Below are 18361 nucleotides of genomic sequence, written 5' to 3'. Positions count from 1 at the left end.
AAACTTAATCAATATTTCATTAATATCAGACTAACAAGTATTCCCAAGAAACAACCAGCGATAACTTCAACTGGGGTATGACCTATAAGTTCTCTAAGATGTTCTTCTCTAAAATAATATTTATGACTGAGCTCGTTTATTATTTTGTTTAAGACCTTTGCCTGTTTTCCTGCTGCCTGCCTTACTCCTGCAGCATCATACATTACTATGAAAGCAAAAATAATACTTATTGCAAATAATGAGCTATCTAAGCCTTCTTTTATGCCTATAACTGTAGCCAGAGAGCTTACAAGTGCGCTGTGAGAGGATGGCATCCCTCCAGCCTCTGTAAGATGTCTAAGATTTACTTTGTGGTTCTTCTTCCAATAATAGAACATCTTAAGAACTTGAGCTAAAAGGCTAGCTGTAAATGGTATCCATATTAATTTGTTTGATAAAAATTCATCCAAATATATCTCCACTAAAACCTAATTTATTTACAAACAACCATTTGAATCTATCAAAGAACCTATCATCAAAATTTTTATTCATACATAATATTATAGATTCAATAAGCTTTATTTTTAAATTTTCTATATCATTCCTGGTGGCATATTTAAATATGTTTGCGCCCTGATCGCTTTCTAAGTCTTTTTCGTCGTCCAATATCTGGAAAAGCAAGCCTACATCTCTTCCAAAATTTTCTAAACTTTTTATCTGATTATCTGAAAGTTTTCCAATGATGCCTCCCATCATAAGGCTCGCTTCAAATAAGGCTGCTGTTTTAAGGATCATTATATTGTACATTTGTTCAAAATTTTCAATTTTTGATATATCTAAAATTTGTCCGCCAATCATACCTCTGATACCAGATTTCGACGATAATACCTTAACCAACTCTATAGCAATTTCCTTATTTGATATATTAGATAATATATCAAATGACATTATTTGTAACGCATCTCCAGTCAAGATTGCTTCACCCTCGCCATATTTTTTATGTAAAGTTAACTTGCCACGTCTAAAATCATCATTGTCAATGGCAGGCAGATCATCGTGTATCAGAGAGGCGCAGTGCATTAACTCCAATGATAAAACAGCCTCACTAAGACCAGCTATGGTTTCATAATTGTAATTTGACAGAACATTAATTAGAAAAATAGGTCTTATTCTCTTTCCGCCACTTGCAATGCTGTATACTATGAATTCTTTTGCTTGCTCCGATATGTTATCTAAATTGTAAACAAAAGTGTTTAAAATTTTTTCTACATAACTAATTTGTTTTTGATAAATTTTTTCTATCTCTTTGTCGTTATACAGTTTATTTCTCCCTCCTGGTTTTTGGAAATGCCAATCAAATTGTCTGCCGCTTCCATTGTAAGACGCTGATGTGTAACTACGATCAGTTGTTTACTCTTTTTCAAAATATGGAGCAAATTTATAAATCTTACAAGGTTTGCTTCATCTAATGAAGCATCTACTTCATCAAAATAACAAAATGGTGTCTGGTTGTTCTCCATCAGTGCCACATAAAGTAAAATCGATATCATAGCTCGCTCTCCGCCAGAAAGCATGCCTAAGTTTAGAAATCTTCTTCCTGGCAGCTTCACTTCTAAAGTTATTCCATTCGTAATGGGGCTTTTAGTCGGTATTAGTGAAGCGCTCCCATTAAAAATTTCATTGAAATATGTGCCCAACTTTTCGTTTATTTTCTGTACAGAGTTTATAACTTCACAATTTACGTGATAGTCTAACGATTTGAGTGCTAAATTTGATTCCTTTAGGATGTCTTGTATGCTTTTTATCTTTGACTCTTGCTCGATAATTTCATCCTTTAACTGATTATAGCTTTCTTTAGCCTTAAAATTAATCGGTCCCAAGTCGTTTTTTTGTTTCAAAAGATTGTTAAAGTTACTCTGAAGCTCTTGAATTGCATGATTTCTATAAGTCTTGTTTCCTTCTATTTCTAATTTTTTATCAACAAAACTATTTAGAAAATCATTATTGCTTATTAATTCGGATAAATTTCTTTCTAATAAATCCTTTTTATTTTTTATTTCATAAGATAACTTTAAAACTTCCGATTCTTTTTCGGTCGACTTATTTGAGTCCAATAAAATGCTTACTTCTTTGTATCTTTGCAGATTATCTTTTAATTTTTTTATTTCTGTTTCAAGGATGCTTTTTCTATTTAAAGATGATCGTATATTATCCTTTATTACCGTTAGCTCTATTTTGATTTTATCTATTTTATCATTAATTTCTATTACTTCAGATTCCAGGACTTCCAGATCTTTATTTAATTTAAGAATTCTGTTCTGGTAGTTCAAAATGCTCTCATTTATGGTGTTTATTTCAAAAATAAGTTGGACATTTTCTCTTAAATTATCAGAAACTTCCCCAGATTGGTAGAATGCATCATCGGAAAAATTCTTTGTTTTTGATAATTTAGATTTTATAGATACAAGTTCATTTTCAATTCTTTCTCTCTCACGTAAAATAATTTTAATCTGGGCATTAAGTGAATTTTGTTCAAGGATCAGGCTATGGGTAATCTCTTTTTGCTCTTGAATCCTATTATGTAATCCTTCTGTGATAGCCTTTAAATCATTGTATTCGCTTGTGCTAATTGAATTCTTTGCTGTTTTGTCGCCGATTTGTATCTGTCCATTTGATGAGAAGATTTCACCTTCAAGGGTTACCAGTCTGTATTTCCACAATGATTCATTCTCTCTTAACTTAATCGCATCATCAAACGAATTCAACAAAAGGGTATTGCCAAGAAGGTTGTTAAAAAGAATTGATAGTTTTTTGTCGAAAGTAATAAGACTTATCAAGTATTGAGAGCGGTTTTTCTGTAAAATATCTTCTGTAAGAACTTGGTGCTTGAAAGTCGGCAGCAGATCTAATACGAAAACATTAATCATCTTGTTAATCTTTTTTAAGAAGTGCTTTAGGCTACTGAGATCTTTTTTGTTTTGTAAAACTAAGGATCTTTGATAACTTCCGAGCGACACGCTTACCGCTGTCTTATATCTTTCATCGGTATCATATAGATCTTCTATATAACCTAAAATTCCATCTACTTTTGTGGTTAAGTAGCCAAGAAGTTCTTTGTTCTCATTTTTTCTCTTCTCATTTAATATTTGATCTTTTTCAAATGTTTTACTTATATTTTGGATTTTCAAAATATTATTATTGAATTTTTCTTCCATATTTTTAAGCTCTTTTTGACTCTCGTTTAATTTAAATGAAATATCAGCTAAAGAGTTTTTATTTAAATTAAGCTCTGAGTTAAAATAATTTAAAGACTTTTCCTTTGACTCCAGCTCTTTTAATAAAAGATTATTTTTTTCATTTTCAACAATATTTTTTTCATAATAGTTGAGCAAACTTAAAAGCTCTTTTGGATCCCTTTCTATAAGAGAATCTGGTAGTGAACTCTTTAAATTATCTAATTTTTTTATATTATTCTGATTTTCTAAGTTTGTAAGCTCAATCTCATCCTTTTTGGAATTTAATGCACTTTTATTTGTGTTTAATTTTGATTCATAAAGTGTAAATTGGCCTTCTAACCTTTCAAGGGATATTTCATGCTCATGAATCTCACTGTTTACTTTTTCTAAAATAATATTTTTTGTAGTTAGCTCTCCTTCAAGAGCATTAATCTTATCTTTAATTTCAATATATTTACTTTCACGAGCTTTTTTGTGCTCCGCGATCTGTTTTAGCTCTTTTTCAATATCGAATTGCTCTTTTTCTATAATTAATCTTTCCTTAGTTAAATTATTAAACTGTCTTATTACTATCTCTTTAGAAATGATATCGATCTTATTAGAAATTTCGGAGTATATGTCATATATTTTTAAATCGTTGTATAGGACTTCCAATCTGGATCTATTTTTTCTTAATTCTGTTTGAAATCTTTCTATTTGTTCTTCTTTTTCTAAAATCTTTGATTCAAGATCGACTTTTTCTGCTTTATAGTTACCATAGCCTAAAGACTCTAAGAATATTTGACAAAGCTGGTTTGGATCTAAATCCAAAATTTTATCTACTGTTCCTTGATCTATAATTAGAAACAAAGTTGCACCTAGTCCAAATGGTCTTAGGGCGTTTATCATGTTCTTTCTTTGGACTTCTTTTCCATTTATGAAGTATGTATTATTTCCTCCCCTGGACATAGACCTTTTAACGATAGTTTCAGAATTTGTCGTTTCGAACTCATTAATGAAGCCAATCTCAACTTCACAATAGTTTACTGGTTTAATATTTTTGAATCCAGAAAACAACAATTCTAAAGAAGAATCCGCTCTGATAGAAGAAATCTTTCCACCAAGAGCCCATTTTATGCTCTCACCTATATTGCTTTTTCCAGAACCATTTGGTCCAACTATAATATTTAGGTTTTTGTCAAATTCAAATATAAACTCTCTGTAAAAGCTTTTGAAACCAAATATTTTTAAATTCTGAAGATAAATCTTTTTCCTCCGAAAATTATATGTTTTGATATAATGAAATATAATGATAACATATAAATGAGGTATATATTTGAGTATTAAGTTTGATTTTAAAGCATATATTTGTGTTGGTTGTGAAGCCTGTGTTTTGTTGTGCCCTGTTAATGCTATTAAATTATTAAATTTTAAGGTTTTTTTTGATCACGATAAATGTGTCAAATGCAAAGTTTGTGAGTTGATCTGTCCAATGGGTGCCATAGAATTTAAGGATTAAAGCTAAAGGAGGAAAATTTGGCTAAAGGGATAGCTGTAGTTTTTGCAATAGATCCAGAGTTATGTGAGGCATGTGGTGCATGTGTTCTTATCTGCCCAACAGGCGCTATTTTTATAAGCGAAAAGGATGTAGAATTTTCGGTTATAGATCCAGATAAATGTCAAGGTTGTGGAGTTTGTGCAATTGTGTGCCCCAATGGAGCAGTCAAAGAAAAGATAAACGAATCTTAGTTTCTGTTTTAGAGAGAAATTTGTTATGAGAAGTTTTGTAATTTGTATTTTTTATTACTTGCCTATAGTTATTGGTTAAAAAATGGTTTAGAGAAAATAAAGACACTTGAACAATTCGTTCATATTTTCTATTATTAATATAGTTAAATCATGATTAAATATTTTAAAATAAATTTCAAACAAAATACTAATTTTTATGTTAAAATTAGCCACTATGAGTCAAAAATTTCTTAATCTTTTTTATTCAAAAGGAGGAAAGTTAATAGTTGTTCCTATTTGACAAGGTTAAAGAAGCACTTACTAGAACAAGAAGGGTTTTTAGCTCTGTTGTTGGCATGGAAAACATTGATTGGGATGAAATATTGGAAAAATTCCTACTCGTAGATGTTGGCTCTGATGTGGCAACTGAGATTGTTAAAGATGCTAAGAAAAGATGGCTCAATGCTGCTCCTATTGAGATTGCTTTGAAAGATGCTATAGAAGATTTTCTGCCTGAGGGGAAGCCACAGCTCTTTTTTACAGAAGAGCGTCCATGCGTATGGCTTCTAATAGGTGTAAATGGTAGTGGGAAAACTACTACTTGTGCTAAACTTGCAAAATACTCTATTGAAGAATTTAATGCAAGTCCTATACTTGTGGCTGCCGATACTTTCAGGGCTGCCGCAATTGACCAGTTGAAAATTTGGGGCGAGAGATTGAACTTAGATGTAATTTCCCAAAAAGAAAACTCAGACCCCGCAGCAGTAGTATTTGATGGTCTAAAGGCTAGTAAGGGTAGGAAGAAGAGCCCTATTATTATAGATACTGCTGGCAGACTTCATACTAAAGATAATTTAATGGAAGAGCTTAAAAAGATTGAAAGGGTAATAGGAAAAGAGATTGAAGGTGAGCCCTCCGAAGTTCTTTTGGTTTTGGATGCTTCTACAGGATATAATGCTGTAAAACAGGCTGAGGTATTCGGACAGTCTTTGAAGGTAACTGGTATTATACTTACAAAATTAGATAGTTCTGCAAAAGGTGGTTATGTATTGAATATTTCAAAAAAATTTAATATTCCTGTTAAATTTATAGGCGTAGGAGAGGGCATTGAAGACTTAGTGCCTTTTGATAAGACTCAATATGCTGAAGGGTTGATCCCGTAAAATGCTTTCTGACTTCAGTGAGAAGATTCAAGGGCTTTTTAGAAAATTTAGAGGTTATGGCAAACTAACTGATAAAGAAATTAACGAAATATGCCGTGATATAAGACTTGTATTCCTTGAATCTGACATTGCCTTATCTGCCGCAAAAAAAATTGTTGAAGAGATAAAGACCCGTTTAAACGGTTTAGAATTTACTACTGAAACCTCACCTGGCACATTGGTTTCAAACGTGGTTAGAGAAGAACTGGTCAATTTACTTGGAAAACCTGGCAATATTGACTTTTCTGATAAGCCTTCCGTCATAATGATGGTGGGCATCCAGGGAAGCGGTAAAACTACCACTTCTGCCAAGATTGCGAATTACTTTGCTACAAAAGAGAACAAAAGGCCGATACTTGTAGGGGCTGACGTTAGAAGACCTGCTGCGCAGCTACAATTAGAAAAACTTGCACAGTCTATTAAGGTGCCATTTTTTACTGACAAAGATCCTTTTTTGGCTTTTGAGGGTGCATTGAAACTTGCAAAGACCAACGGAAACGACTTGGTAATAATAGATACCGCTGGTCGTACCCATGTTGATGAGGAGCTTCTCAATGAGCTAAAATTATTAAACGATAGATTTCAGCCAAAGAACAATATCTTAGTAATAGACTCAATGATGGGTCAAGAAGCTACAAAGGTTGCAAAATCTTTTTTTGAGACCATACCTTTGACGGGTGCTATTCTGACAAAGTTTGATGGTGATGCAAGAGGTGGAGCCGCATTTTCTCTAAGAGAAGTTACTGGCGTGCCCTTGGTTTTCTTGGGCATAGGTGAGAAAATCCAGAACTTAGAGAAATTTGATCCTACCAGGGTAGTAAATCGAATTATTGGTATGGGCGACATCGAAGGTCTTATGGAAAAAGTGTCAGACATTAAAATTGATGTAAACAAAAAACCGCCTCAGGAAATCGAAAAGTGGAACTTCGATACATTTTTAGATAGTTTACGTCAAGTTAGAAAAATGGGTCCTTTGGAAGATCTTTTATCAATGATTCCTGGTTTTTCAAATATTAAACAGATGAAAGATATGGTACCAGATGAAAAACAGATGAAAAGGATCGAAGCGGTGATGCTCTCTATGACTGCAAAAGAAAGAAAGAAGCCTGAAATAATAGATGCTAGTAGAAAAAGGAGGATCTCAAAAGGGTCCGGTACGACAATTCAAGAGGTAAATCAGCTTTTGAAACAATATGAAATGTTTAAAAAGATGTTTAAATCAAAGAATTTGAAAAAGGGAATGAAATTACCAAACTTTCCAGTAGGAAGAATTTAAAATATATAATTTTAGGAGGATTATTAGTGGTTAGAATTCGTCTTCAACGTGTAGGTGCAAAGAACCAACCATCATATCGAATAGTGGTTGCTGAGGCAAAGGATCCATTAAATGGTAAGACTCAGGAGGTGTTAGGCTTTTACAATCCATTACCAGAAAAGGCAATAGTAAAAATTGATGTAGAAAAATACAATAGTTATATTGCAAAGGGAGCCAAGCCATCAGAAACAGTAGGAAAACTTTTTTCAAAATATGTAAACTCTGTAGGGTAATTTGACAGACTTTCTCGAAGTCCTTATTAAAAATCTAGTAAGCAATCCTGCTGATGTAGTAATTAATGAATCTGTAGAAGGCAATGACGTTTTTTATGAAGTTTTTGTAAAAACTGAGGATGTAGGAAGAGTAATCGGAAAACATGGACACATAATTAGCTCTATTAGACAGATATTAAAGGCATTGGGAAAGCAAAAGGGTATAAATTATTTCTTAGAGATTAAAGAACAATCAACTCAAACCTGAGAAATATAATTTGAGATCTTTTTATATCTTAACTCTTTTTCCTGAAATATTTAGTAATTATTTTTCAACTAGTCTTGCAGAAAAGGGATTAGATAAGCAGCTTTTCGATGTAAAAATTATAAATATCAGGGATTTTACCAAGAGTAAGTTTAAAAAAGTAGACGATTATCCGTTTGGAGGCTCTTCGGGTTTGGTTTTGCAAGCTCAACCCTTAATTGACGCTATGAATTTCGTTGATAAGCTTTGTCCTGGAGTTGTTTTTTTCTATCCGTCTCCGAGAGGAAGCGTTCTAAAGCAAAAGAAACTTTTTGAAATTTCTGAGAAATTTGATAAAATATGTTTTCTATGTGGACACTATAAAGGTGTCGATGAGAGAATATTTAAAGTAAAAAAGATTGAAGAAATCTCAATTGGCGATTATGTTTTGAATTCTGGTGAAGTTGCGACATTGGTTTTGTTGGACGGTTTATTAAGACTGATTCCTGGTTTTATTGGTAATGAAGAATGTATAATGGAAGATTCAATTTCAAATTGTTTATTGGAATCTCCAAATTATACAAAACCAAGAGAAATATTTGGTGAAGCAGTACCTGATGTTTTATTAAGCGGACATCATGAAAATATTAGATTTTGGCAGTTAAAAGAATCTTTTAAGAAGGCAGTAGAATCAAAACCTTATTTGATTCTGGGTAAGAACTTGGATAAGCATGAAAAGGCTGCTTTTGGCCAAGCAAAGGCAGAAATATTAAAAGAATTGTATTCTGGAGGTTAGAAATGTCACAGGAATTGATTAAAAAAGTTGAAGCGAAATTTCTTAAGGAAACTGTACCTGTTTTCAACGTTGGCGATACGGTCAAGGTGTACGTCAAGGTTATAGAGGGTGAAAAGGAAAGAACTCAGGTTTTCGAGGGAATCGTAATCGCAAAGAAAAATGGTGGCTTACAAGAGACATTTATTGTAAGAAAGATGTCTTATGGTGTAGGTGTCGAGAAAAACTTTATGCTTCACTCATCTAATGTCGAGAAGATTGAAGTAATTAGAAAAGGTAAAGCAAAAAAGGCAAAACTTTATTTTCTTAGAGATAAGATTGGAAAGCTTGCATCTCATGTGAAAGAAAAGTTTTAAGGTAGAAAATTGAAGAAAAAACCTTTTTGGAGAGAAACGCTTGAATCTCTTGTAATTGCTCTTGTTTTGGCTTTTTTTGTTAGAACTTTTCTATTTCAGATATTTTATATTCCAAGCGGTTCTATGGAACCTACCTTGATGCCTGGAGATAGAGTTTTAGTTTCAAAAATTGATTATCACTTTGTTCCAATCCAAAGATTTGATGTGATAGTTTTTAGGTATCCGGTAGACCCTTCTAAAGACTTTATAAAAAGAGTAATTGGATTGCCAGGCGATACAGTTCAAGAAAAAGATGGTGTTATATACGTAAATGGGCAAAAGTTAGTTGAAAATCATCCTATGTATAAGGATAATTTTAGCTATCCAGCTACAAAAGTTCCCGAAAATTATTATTTTGTATTGGGAGATAACAGGGGTAACTCTGATGATTCAAGGTTTTGGGGCTTTGTGCCAAAGCAGAATATTATTGGAAAGGCTTGGTTTATTATTTGGCCACCTGGAAGGATAGGGATAATTCCAAAATAATCGATTTTTTCCCATCATTAGGGATTGATGAGGTGGGGCGGGGTGCTCTAGCTGGCCCATTAGTGGTTGGAGCTGTCTACTTTGACAAAAATTATTGTATTGACGGATTAAAGGATTCGAAGCTTTTAAAGGATGCCCAGAGAAGAAGGCTTTGTGAGATTATAAGAGACAAAGCTGCTTTTTGCTCTATAGGTTGGGCATATCATTGGGAGATAGATAGATTAAATATATATAGCGCTCTTGTACTTGCATGTAAAAGAGCTATATTAAAACTGGACTTTTTTCCTGAAAAGACCTTTTTCGATGGTAGTTTGAAATTAAGAACTTTTCCTCTTAGGCATATTGTATTTCCAAAAGCTGACAATATTGTGCCATCCGTTTCTGCTGCGTCTATCATTGCAAAAGTTGCAAGGGATGATTATATGATTAAGATTTCAAAATTTTACCCTGATTATTTATTTGACAAGCACAAGGGTTATGGTACCAAAGCTCATATTGATATCCTTGAAAAAAATGGTTTGTCAAATATTCACAGAAAAACATTTTGTAAATTTTTAGACAAACAAAGGCTGTGCTTTGAGTAGCCGCGACAAAGGCAATATATTTGAGAGCATTGCTTGCAATTATCTTTTGGGCATCGGCTATGCCATTTGTGATAGAAATCTATCTACGAATGTCGGGGAGATAGACATCTTGGCAAAAAAAGATGAAATATTGGTATTGGTTGAGGTTAAGGGAAAGAGCTCAGATCAATTCGGACATCCATTAGAGTCCATAACCAAGGGTAAGCTATTGAAAATTAAGAGAACTTATAATATATTGCTTTCTCAAGGAGTATTGCCAGAGCATGACGTGGTAAGGGTAGATTTGATTTATTTTAAACCGAACAGTGAGTGTGTACACATTATAGGAGATGACTGGATCTTGTGATAGCTAAAATTAAGAGCGTTACTTTAAATGGTTTGGATGCATACCTTGTAGATATTGAGGTTAGCTTTACTACTGGGTATCCTGGTTTTACTATCGTGGGTCTGCCTGACGCAGTTATTCAGGAATCCAGAGAGAGGATAAAAACTGCACTTAAGCATGTATATAGTGAGATACCCGTAAAGAAGATTACTGTTAACCTCGCTCCTGCAGACCTTAGGAAAGAAGGATCTTATCTGGATTTACCTGTTGCAATGGGTATCCTTGAGGCAGCAGGGATTATTAAAAAGGTTCCAGAAAATATGGCATTCATCGGTGAATTGGGTCTTGATGGTCAGATTCGTGGGGTATCTGGAGCAATTTCTTTGGCTCTTGGGGCTAAAAATCTGGGTATTGAATCGCTTGTTCTATCTGAAGAAAATGCACACGAAGGCGCAATAGTTCCTGAGATAAAGACATATAGTTTTTCAAACCTCAATCAAGTCCTTGAGGTCTTTCGAGGGGATATCCCTATTGAAAGCTTTCTTGCAAAAAATGATGCCGAAGTAGAAGATGAAATTGTTTATGAGGTTGATTACTCTGACGTAAAGGGTCAGGAAAGAGCAAAAAGGGCAATGGTGATATCTGCTGCCGGTGGGCACAACATACTTTTAATGGGTCCTCCTGGTTCAGGGAAATCAATGTTAATGAAGAGATTCCCTACTATTATTTCTGAATTAAGCGATGAAGAAAGTATAATTGTAACTCAGATTTATAGCCTGATAGGCGCGATGAAGAATAGAAAGAACCTTATAAGAAAGAGACCATTTAGAAGTCCTCATCATTCAATTTCACCTGCTGGCCTTGCTGGTGGAGGATCGCCTCCTAGACCTGGAGAGATGAGCCTTTCTCATCGAGGAATATTATTTCTTGATGAAATACTTGAATTTAGGAAAGATTTGATCGAATCTCTAAGGCAGCCCCTGGAAGATGGAGAGATTACGATAAGTAGGGCGTCATCTTCCTTAACATTTCCTGCTCAATTTCTTTTAGCGGCCTGTTCTAACCCGTGTAAGTGCGGATACTTCAAGGACAGGTTCAATCCTTGCACTTGTGCTATCAACGACATCAAGAAATATAGGAGCAAGCTCTCAGGGCCTATTCGCGATAGATTTGACATTATGATGGAGGTCCCTAGACTTTCAAACGAAGAGCTGTTGGGCATGAAGCCTGGTAAGACATCGGAAGAGATGAGAAATGAAGTTGTGAGAGCTAAAGAATTTCAATCAGTTAGAACAAATGGGTTTACAAAAAATAATTCTGAATTAAGTCCGAAAGAAATTAGAAAATATATAGTTTTAGACGATAAAGCAAAAAAGATTTTGGCTGCGGCAATTGATAGTCATCATTTTTCTGCCAGAGCGTATGATAAAATTTTGAAACTTGCTCGAACCATAGCTGATTTAAGCGAAGAAGAAATAGTTTCTTCTCAACATATTGCAGAAGCTATTTCATTAAGGAATATAAAATGGGATCCTTATGACTGATATTGATTTATGGCTAATACTCTCTCTTTGCAAGGTCTCTTTTAAAAAAATTAAAGATAAAATTGATGATAAAAGTTTCCTAAATTTTTTTGCTAATGAACTTCTGAATAAAAATAAAACAAATTTAGATGAAAAAATTAGAAAAACCTTTTCTTTTGCTGAAAAAAATAATATTAAATTAATTACATATAATTCTAAAGATTACCCCGAAAATCTAAGACATTTAAGCGATCCGCCAGTCTTGCTTTATTCTAAAGGAGACACGAGCTTATTAAGGAGTGAAAAGATTATATCCATTGTGGGCTCCAGAAGAGCTACTTCATATGGAAAATCTCAGGCATCAGAGTTTTCCAAGCAGCTTACAAGCTTTGGATTTATAATTCTTTCTGGTTTAGCCAGAGGTATCGATGAGTTTGCGCACAGATCGTGTTTGGAGGTAGGAGGCAAAACTATTGCAGTTCTTGGAAACGGGTTGGATGTTTTTTATCCTCAAGAAAATAGAGAGCTCCAAATAGAGATATCTGAGAATGGTCTGGTGCTCAGTGAATACCCATTCCAAGAGAGCCCTACTGTATATTCTTTTCCACAAAGAAACCGGATAATAGCAGCTCTCTCAAGAGGCACATTGGTAATTGAGGCTGAAAAGAAGAGCGGTGCCCTTCTAACTGCCAATCTTTGTGTAGATCTTGGAAAGGATGTTTTTTCGCTTCCTGGTCCAGTAAGCTCTCCAAAAAGTTTTGGCACAAATACATTAATTAGAAATGGCGCCATTTTAGTGAGAACTTTTGAGGACATATTAGAAGAATTTGGATATAAAATTGAAAAAGAAAAATATATAACTGATCAACTCGATATTCTTACGTCCCAGGAAGAAAGGGTTTTGTCTTTTTTGAGTTCTTCTGAATTTATACCCTTTGAGTTAATTTCAACTAAGATTGAAGACATAGCGGTACAAGATCTACTATTGGTTTTGACAGAGCTTACATTGAAAAATAAAATTGCAGAACGTGGGGGGAGTTACAAGATTTTATGACAAATTTCAAAAACAATTTATTAATATTTTTATCCCTTTGTATTACGATGATTTTAATATTTTCCTTAAACTTTTTCTTGAACAAAAACAATAACGTTGTATACTCTGGTAGTTGGCTGCAATCGGGATATAATCAAGAGGGTACCCGATACTCTAATGTAAGCATTCCTCTTCATCCTAAAATAAAATGGTCATATAACGCTAAAGGCTGGATCATTGGCTGTCCTGCAATAGACAATGGATTTGCTTATGTAAATGTATTGGGCGGTGAACTTCTCAAATTAAATTTAAACGACGGCAACCTGGCATGGTCTATGGGCGAGGGTGGGTTTGGATCGGTAGCTATATATAAAGATAGGGTTTATGCAGGCATGGTTGGCAAATATGGGCTTTCATCAATTGACCCGAAAAATGGATATGTTTATTTTTCCAGTCCTTTGTGGAGAGGGATACGATCTAGCCCTGTTTTAGATGGCGATATGGTTTTCATAACTTCTTTAGATGGGAACATCTATTCATATAATTCAACTACAGGAAAAAAGATCTGGTCAAGATTTTTAGGAGAACACGAGATGGCTTCTCCTGCTGTTTCACAGGGTAGAGTAGTTGTAGGCAGTGAAAATAAAATTCTATACTGTTTATCTGAAAAAAATGGCGAGATTTTATGGAAATTAAAATTATCAAATATTATCAGGGCAGATCCTGCTATTTTTGACAATAAAATTTATATTGGCGATTTTTCGGGCAACTTTTATTGTATAGATCTTCAAAACGGAAAAATTTTGTGGACCTATAAGACTGGCGATGCAATTGCAAATTCTGCCTCTGTTAGTCCCAATGGGGATATTTATCTGCCTTCTTTTGACGGTTTTGTATATGCATTAGATCCATCAGGAAAGTTATTGTGGAAGTTCAAAACAAATAGTTATCCATCCTCGTCTGTCACGGCCGCCAAAGATAGTGTGTTGTTTGGTACTTATGAGGGAGGAATTTATGCTGTAAATGCGACAGATGGTAAATTGATATGGAGAGAGTATGCAGGTGGGCCCATCAGATCAAATGTTGTGCCAATAAATAATATGATTATTGCTGGATCTGATGATGGCAAGGTATATGCTTTTGCTGATGACGGAACGCTGCCTGCTGATAAAAAAATAATATCATATACTCAAGATAAAGTCTCATCTGCGAAATTGGATGGGAACAAAGTCGTCATTCCTTCTGAAAACCTGAAATGTGCTGACAAGGTCGATGTTTTAATTTTCGGAGGCTCTATCAGTGCTCTTACTGTTGCAAAACAGATTAAAGATTCAGGCAAAAGCGTAATGATAATTGATAGCGCTCCATTTCTTGGTGGAAAGTTTACCCAGGGATTTTCACCGCTACCTTTTTCTGAGCTTTCTACCAATTTTGGAAACTTTGTAAGACATGTTCAAGACACATATTATAAAAATATTGCAAACGATAAGTATGTGGATACAGAAATATTGAAATTTGCTCTTGATAAATTCGCAAGAGAAAATAAGATATCTGTCTTATTCCACTCATATCCATTAAACGTATTTAGTAAGGATGGCTATAAATATACTCTATTTATTTCGAAAGGCGGCCATCAGATAGTCCGCTCTAAAATTGTCATTGACGCTTCAAATAATTCTCTTCTGTTAGGTACTGCTAATCCTTCTGCTTTAGATTTTAATAGGGCAGTATTAAATTTTTCAGTAATAAATCCTAATTACAAGAATACTAATACCTCATTCAATAGCCAAAAGGTTTTATCTTTTAGCGTAACAAAGCCAATAGACAATTCTAACGAATACCTTGCTGCTGAAGAATATCTTAGAAATATGTATGCAAACTATATCCTGTCAAATCATTCATTTGTTCCAGGAGTATCGCCGATAAGTCTGGTTTTAAAAAGACCCAATATTAAGTTTAAAGAAATTCAAAATGGCGAGTTTTTATTGCCCGACAATCCTTATACTCCAGAGGATGACATAAAAGATATTCTAACTTCATTACAAAGTTCCGAATCTAATACCCCTGAAGACTCTTTTCATGTGGACGAAGAAGAAATTCCAGTTTTAGGCAGATATGATGTTGTGGTGGTTGGCGGAGGTCCTAGCGGATTTGCTGCATCGGTAATGGCTGCCAGGAGAGGTATGAAGGTAGCTCTCATAGAGCAATATCCATTTTTTGGCGGGATGGGGACTGCAGGGGGAGTTAGCTATTTTGAACCTGGGTCGCTCGGAGTGATATTTAAGCAGTTGAGGACAAGGCTTTACGGATCAGAAAATTTGCCAAATATTGGTAGACTTTTTGATACTGAGGTTGCAAAATCAATATATCAAAATATGGTTCACAGTGAAAAAAATATTACTGTTTATTTTGATTCTTTTGCGCTAATGCCTGTAATGGAGTCAAATAAGGTATTAGGAGTGGTAATTAAAAGGCCATGGGACAGCGCAGCTATTTTGGGAAAAAGGATAATTGATGCTACTGGCGATGGCGATATTGCCGCTAAAGCGGGTGCCAAATATGTATTTGGTAGAACTTGGGACCACAAGATTATGCCCTTAACAACCATGTTTACGATGTATCCAACGGGTCCTAAAAAGGAAAAAGGAATATGGGTGCTTTCAAGTGGTAAGGTTTTGGTAAACGAAACTAGGGTATATGCAAACCCGTTGAATATCGATAATTTTTCTAACGCAGAAATGATTGGCAGAGAGCAGATGTGGGATGATTTTTCAAAAATCCAAAAAAATTATGACTATAGAATTTTATCGTCAGGTCCTCAAATTGGCGTTAGAGAGTCTAGACATTTTCTTGGTGAATATACTTTGCAGGAAAAAGATATACTTGTAGGAAGACATTTTTATGATGGAATTGCACTATGTTTTTATGGGGTAGATATTCATAATCCCTATGGAGGTCCAGGAGGTTTTCAGTTGCCCATTATTCCTTATGAAATACCTCTAAGGACACTGATCCCACAAGGTGTAGATAACATAATTTTAGTTGGTCGAACTATTAGCGCACAGCCCCTTGCAATGGCTTCTTTTAGAGTCCAGTCAACCATGATGAGCGTTGGTGAAGCTGGAGGTCTATTAGCTGCCGAATCAATAAAATCAAACCTGCCTGTAAAAGATGTAAATGGAGCCAAGATTAAGGATATTTTGAAAAGTATGGGAGTCTATCTCCCATAGAATATGTTATATTATCAAGGTATACTTTTTTAAAACCAAATATTGTTTTAAGAATTAAATTTTAACAACGAAATGGAGAAGGTGTATGTATACTCTTACTGTTGAAGACAGTTTTTCATCGGCTCATTTTCTCACCTGTAAAGGGAACGTTGAATACGAGCCTCTTCATGGACATACCTTTAAGGTTAGCGTAGAGATATCGGGAGATGTGCTTGACGATTGCGGTATGTTAATTGACTTTAGGATGATAAAGAAAAAATTAAAAGAAATATTGGATGTTTTTGATCATAAACTTATAAACGAAGTTGTTACTTTTAGTCCAACTTCAGAGAATTTATCGAAATATGTATTTGAAGAAATTGAAAAATTTTTAGAAAATCATAATGGCATAAGAGTAAATTCTGCAACAGTATGGGAATCTCAAAAAGCTTGTGCAAAATATCAAAAAGAGGTGTAAATGATGAATAAGAGATCTTTCTTGGATTTAACAGTTTTTGACAACCATTCCTTAAAAGAAATGGTTAAACTTTCAGATAAGCTTTCTACAAATAGATTTTTGCTTGGTGACGTCTTAAAACAAAAGATTATTGCTTTAATTTTCTTAAAGCACTCCACCAGGACAAGGGTCTCGTTCGAGGTTGCAATTAGAGATCTCGGAGGCAGCGCTATGTTTCTTGGCAAGGACGAATCGCAGATTGGGAGAGGCGAACCTATAAAGGATACTGCCAGAGTGTTGAGCGGATATGTTCATGGTATAGTAGCAAGACTGTATAGTCATGAGTCCTTGATTGAGCTTGCAAAATATTCAACTATACCTATTATAAATGCATTAACTGACTACAATCATCCTGTCCAGATCCTTGCTGACTTGCTTACAGTTTACCAAGAGTTTAAAACTTTAAATGTAAAATGGGCTTATGTGGGAGATGGCAACAACGTTACAAGATCTTTAGTAGAGGCCGCAAGTATAATTGGTTTTCCAATATCAATCGCATCTCCGCAGGGCTATGAGCTTGAGTCAGAGTTCAAAGAAAAGTATAAATATTTTGATTTTATAACCTTTACAAACGATCCAGTTTCCTCTGTAAAGGGAGCATCGGTAGTTTACACGGATACATGGATTAGTATGGGGCAAGAGGCAGAAAAAGAAAAAAGAATATCAGACTTTAAAGATTATATAATAAACAAAGAGCTTTTTTCTTATGCGAGAGAGGATGCTATATTTTTACATTGTTTACCGGCCTACAGAGGTTTGGAGGTTAGCGAAGATATAATTGAAGGCGAAAGATCCAGGGTTTTCAAAGAGGCCCACAATAGACTTCATAGCGAAAAGGCTTTGCTGTGGTCTATATACAGTGGATATCTATCTGATAAAATTTTATTAAAATAGTCCATGATGGAGGTAATTGATTTATGAGATTCTTTATTATTTTGTTTTTAATGATAGGTTTGCTATTTTCAACTAACCTTGTTTATGCAGAAAACAATTCAAAGACTGAAGAAGCTCCAAAAGTAGAACAAAGCGCTCCTGATGTATTTAGCAAGTTAGAAAACGTTCCTGATATGACCTTTAAGATTAACTTTGACTCATTTAAATATAAGAAGGCTACATCGGCAAATATTTATCTTAAATCGGGGAAGATTTTAATCAGCTTTAATGGCCCCCTATTTTTAGGTCAACAGACTCAAATCCTTGCTCTTAGTAAAGACAGATCAGTTTATTTTATGTTACCAGTTCAACAAAGGGCAGTAAGGTTTGAGGCCGATAAATTTCCTAAATATACAAAGGAATTAAATGAATTTTTCATACTGCCAACCTATGGGGAACAGGTCATGAAGGATGGTAATTTCACAAAGATCGGCGAAGAAGATGTAGAAGGTGAAACCTGCTATGAAATGCAAAAGAAGGTTGAAGGCAAAGAATTAACTGTATGGGTTGGTAAGTGGACTCACTACGTAAGAAAGGCAGACCTTACATCTACAAAGGGGACAACTCACATAACTATTACCGATCTTGTCTGGGGTTTCCCAGTTTCTGATGATTATTTTAAAATTCCGTCTAATATGGTGGTCTACGATTGGAAAAAAGAGTAAATA

At 34.5% G+C, this 18361-nt stretch carries 20 protein-coding genes; 17 read left to right on the top strand and 3 right to left on the bottom strand.

Translation table 11 applies throughout. The features are described from left to right. Positions 1-8: 8 nt before the first annotated feature. The 3 genes from V4762_RS05265 to V4762_RS05255 form a co-directional block, all read right to left on the bottom strand. Positions 9-449: a divergent PAP2 family protein gene (locus tag V4762_RS05265; RefSeq protein WP_347314731.1), complete on the bottom strand. Its 441-nt coding sequence runs from the start codon at positions 447-449 to the stop codon at positions 9-11. After that, on the bottom strand, positions 442-1182 hold the full coding sequence (locus V4762_RS05260) for a polyprenyl synthetase family protein (RefSeq protein WP_347314759.1): 741 nt from the start codon (positions 1180-1182) through the stop codon (positions 442-444). The genes V4762_RS05265 and V4762_RS05260 overlap by 8 nt, the downstream gene beginning before the upstream one ends. Before the next feature lie 95 nt (positions 1183-1277). Next, on the bottom strand, positions 1278-4406 hold the full coding sequence (locus V4762_RS05255; RefSeq protein ID WP_347314758.1) for a chromosome segregation SMC family protein: 3129 nt from the start codon (positions 4404-4406) through the stop codon (positions 1278-1280). 124 nt (positions 4407-4530) lie between these two features. Here V4762_RS05255 and V4762_RS05250 point away from each other — a divergent pair, with 124 nt between their 5' ends. From V4762_RS05250 to V4762_RS05170, 17 genes are all read left to right on the top strand, one after another. Beyond that, positions 4531-4713 (top strand): DUF362 domain-containing protein, encoded by a 183-nt coding sequence (locus tag V4762_RS05250; protein WP_347314730.1) that lies wholly within the window; start codon positions 4531-4533, stop codon positions 4711-4713. Between the two features lie 17 nt (positions 4714-4730). Next, complete coding sequence (locus V4762_RS05245) at positions 4731-4943, top strand: 4Fe-4S binding protein (RefSeq protein WP_347314729.1); 213 nt, start codon at positions 4731-4733, stop codon at positions 4941-4943. A 266-nt stretch (positions 4944-5209) separates the two neighbouring features. Beyond that, positions 5210-6085 carry a signal recognition particle-docking protein FtsY gene (gene ftsY, locus V4762_RS05240; protein ID WP_347314728.1) on the top strand — a complete coding sequence of 292 codons (876 nt, stop codon included), beginning with the start codon at positions 5210-5212 and terminating at the stop codon, positions 6083-6085. A 1-nt stretch (position 6086) separates the two neighbouring features. Beyond that, positions 6087-7400 (top strand): signal recognition particle protein, encoded by a 1314-nt coding sequence (locus tag V4762_RS05235; protein WP_347314727.1) that lies wholly within the window; start codon positions 6087-6089, stop codon positions 7398-7400. A gap of 26 nt (positions 7401-7426) precedes the next feature. Then, positions 7427-7672, top strand: a complete 246-nt coding sequence (rpsP, locus tag V4762_RS05230; RefSeq protein ID WP_458646941.1) for a 30S ribosomal protein S16 — start codon at positions 7427-7429, stop codon at positions 7670-7672. A gap of 1 nt (position 7673) precedes the next feature. Next, positions 7674-7919 (top strand): KH domain-containing protein, encoded by a 246-nt coding sequence (locus V4762_RS05225; RefSeq protein ID WP_347314726.1) that lies wholly within the window; start codon positions 7674-7676, stop codon positions 7917-7919. 10 nt (positions 7920-7929) lie between these two features. Then, positions 7930-8691 (top strand): tRNA (guanosine(37)-N1)-methyltransferase TrmD, encoded by a 762-nt coding sequence (trmD, locus tag V4762_RS05220; RefSeq protein ID WP_347314725.1) that lies wholly within the window; start codon positions 7930-7932, stop codon positions 8689-8691. 2 nt (positions 8692-8693) lie between these two features. Then, a complete protein-coding gene (rplS, locus tag V4762_RS05215; protein WP_347314724.1) occupies positions 8694-9044 on the top strand; it encodes a 50S ribosomal protein L19 in 351 nt (116 codons plus the stop codon). A 9-nt stretch (positions 9045-9053) separates the two neighbouring features. Beyond that, positions 9054-9569, top strand: coding sequence for a signal peptidase I (gene lepB / locus V4762_RS05210; RefSeq protein ID WP_347314723.1), 516 nt, complete (start codon positions 9054-9056; stop codon positions 9567-9569). Then, positions 9533-10153, top strand: a complete 621-nt coding sequence (locus V4762_RS05205) for a ribonuclease HII (RefSeq protein WP_347314722.1) — start codon at positions 9533-9535, stop codon at positions 10151-10153. Before lepB ends, V4762_RS05205 begins: the two co-directional genes overlap by 37 nt. Next, positions 10146-10499 (top strand): YraN family protein, encoded by a 354-nt coding sequence (locus V4762_RS05200; RefSeq protein ID WP_347314721.1) that lies wholly within the window; start codon positions 10146-10148, stop codon positions 10497-10499. Before V4762_RS05205 ends, V4762_RS05200 begins: the two co-directional genes overlap by 8 nt. Continuing rightward, positions 10496-12022 carry a YifB family Mg chelatase-like AAA ATPase gene (locus tag V4762_RS05195; RefSeq protein WP_347314720.1) on the top strand — a complete coding sequence of 509 codons (1527 nt, stop codon included), beginning with the start codon at positions 10496-10498 and terminating at the stop codon, positions 12020-12022. The genes V4762_RS05200 and V4762_RS05195 overlap by 4 nt, the downstream gene beginning before the upstream one ends. Continuing rightward, positions 12015-13055 (top strand): DNA-processing protein DprA, encoded by a 1041-nt coding sequence (gene dprA, locus V4762_RS05190; RefSeq protein ID WP_347314719.1) that lies wholly within the window; start codon positions 12015-12017, stop codon positions 13053-13055. Before V4762_RS05195 ends, dprA begins: the two co-directional genes overlap by 8 nt. Next, complete coding sequence (locus tag V4762_RS05185) at positions 13052-16264, top strand: FAD-dependent oxidoreductase (protein ID WP_347314718.1); 3213 nt, start codon at positions 13052-13054, stop codon at positions 16262-16264. Before dprA ends, V4762_RS05185 begins: the two co-directional genes overlap by 4 nt. 85 nt (positions 16265-16349) lie before the next feature. Further along, positions 16350-16721, top strand: a complete 372-nt coding sequence (queD, locus tag V4762_RS05180; RefSeq protein WP_347314717.1) for a 6-carboxytetrahydropterin synthase QueD — start codon at positions 16350-16352, stop codon at positions 16719-16721. A 3-nt stretch (positions 16722-16724) separates the two neighbouring features. After that, complete coding sequence (gene argF, locus V4762_RS05175) at positions 16725-17654, top strand: ornithine carbamoyltransferase (protein WP_458646943.1); 930 nt, start codon at positions 16725-16727, stop codon at positions 17652-17654. Between the two features lie 23 nt (positions 17655-17677). Then, complete coding sequence (locus tag V4762_RS05170) at positions 17678-18358, top strand: hypothetical protein (RefSeq protein WP_347314715.1); 681 nt, start codon at positions 17678-17680, stop codon at positions 18356-18358. Positions 18359-18361 lie beyond the last annotated feature (3 nt).

This window comes from Thermodesulfobium sp. 4217-1 (genome assembly GCF_039822205.1).
Lineage (GTDB): Bacteria > Thermodesulfobiota > Thermodesulfobiia > Thermodesulfobiales > Thermodesulfobiaceae > Thermodesulfobium.
Note: the sequence above shows the minus strand (reverse complement) of the source record. Positions and strands in the feature narration are given on the sequence as shown.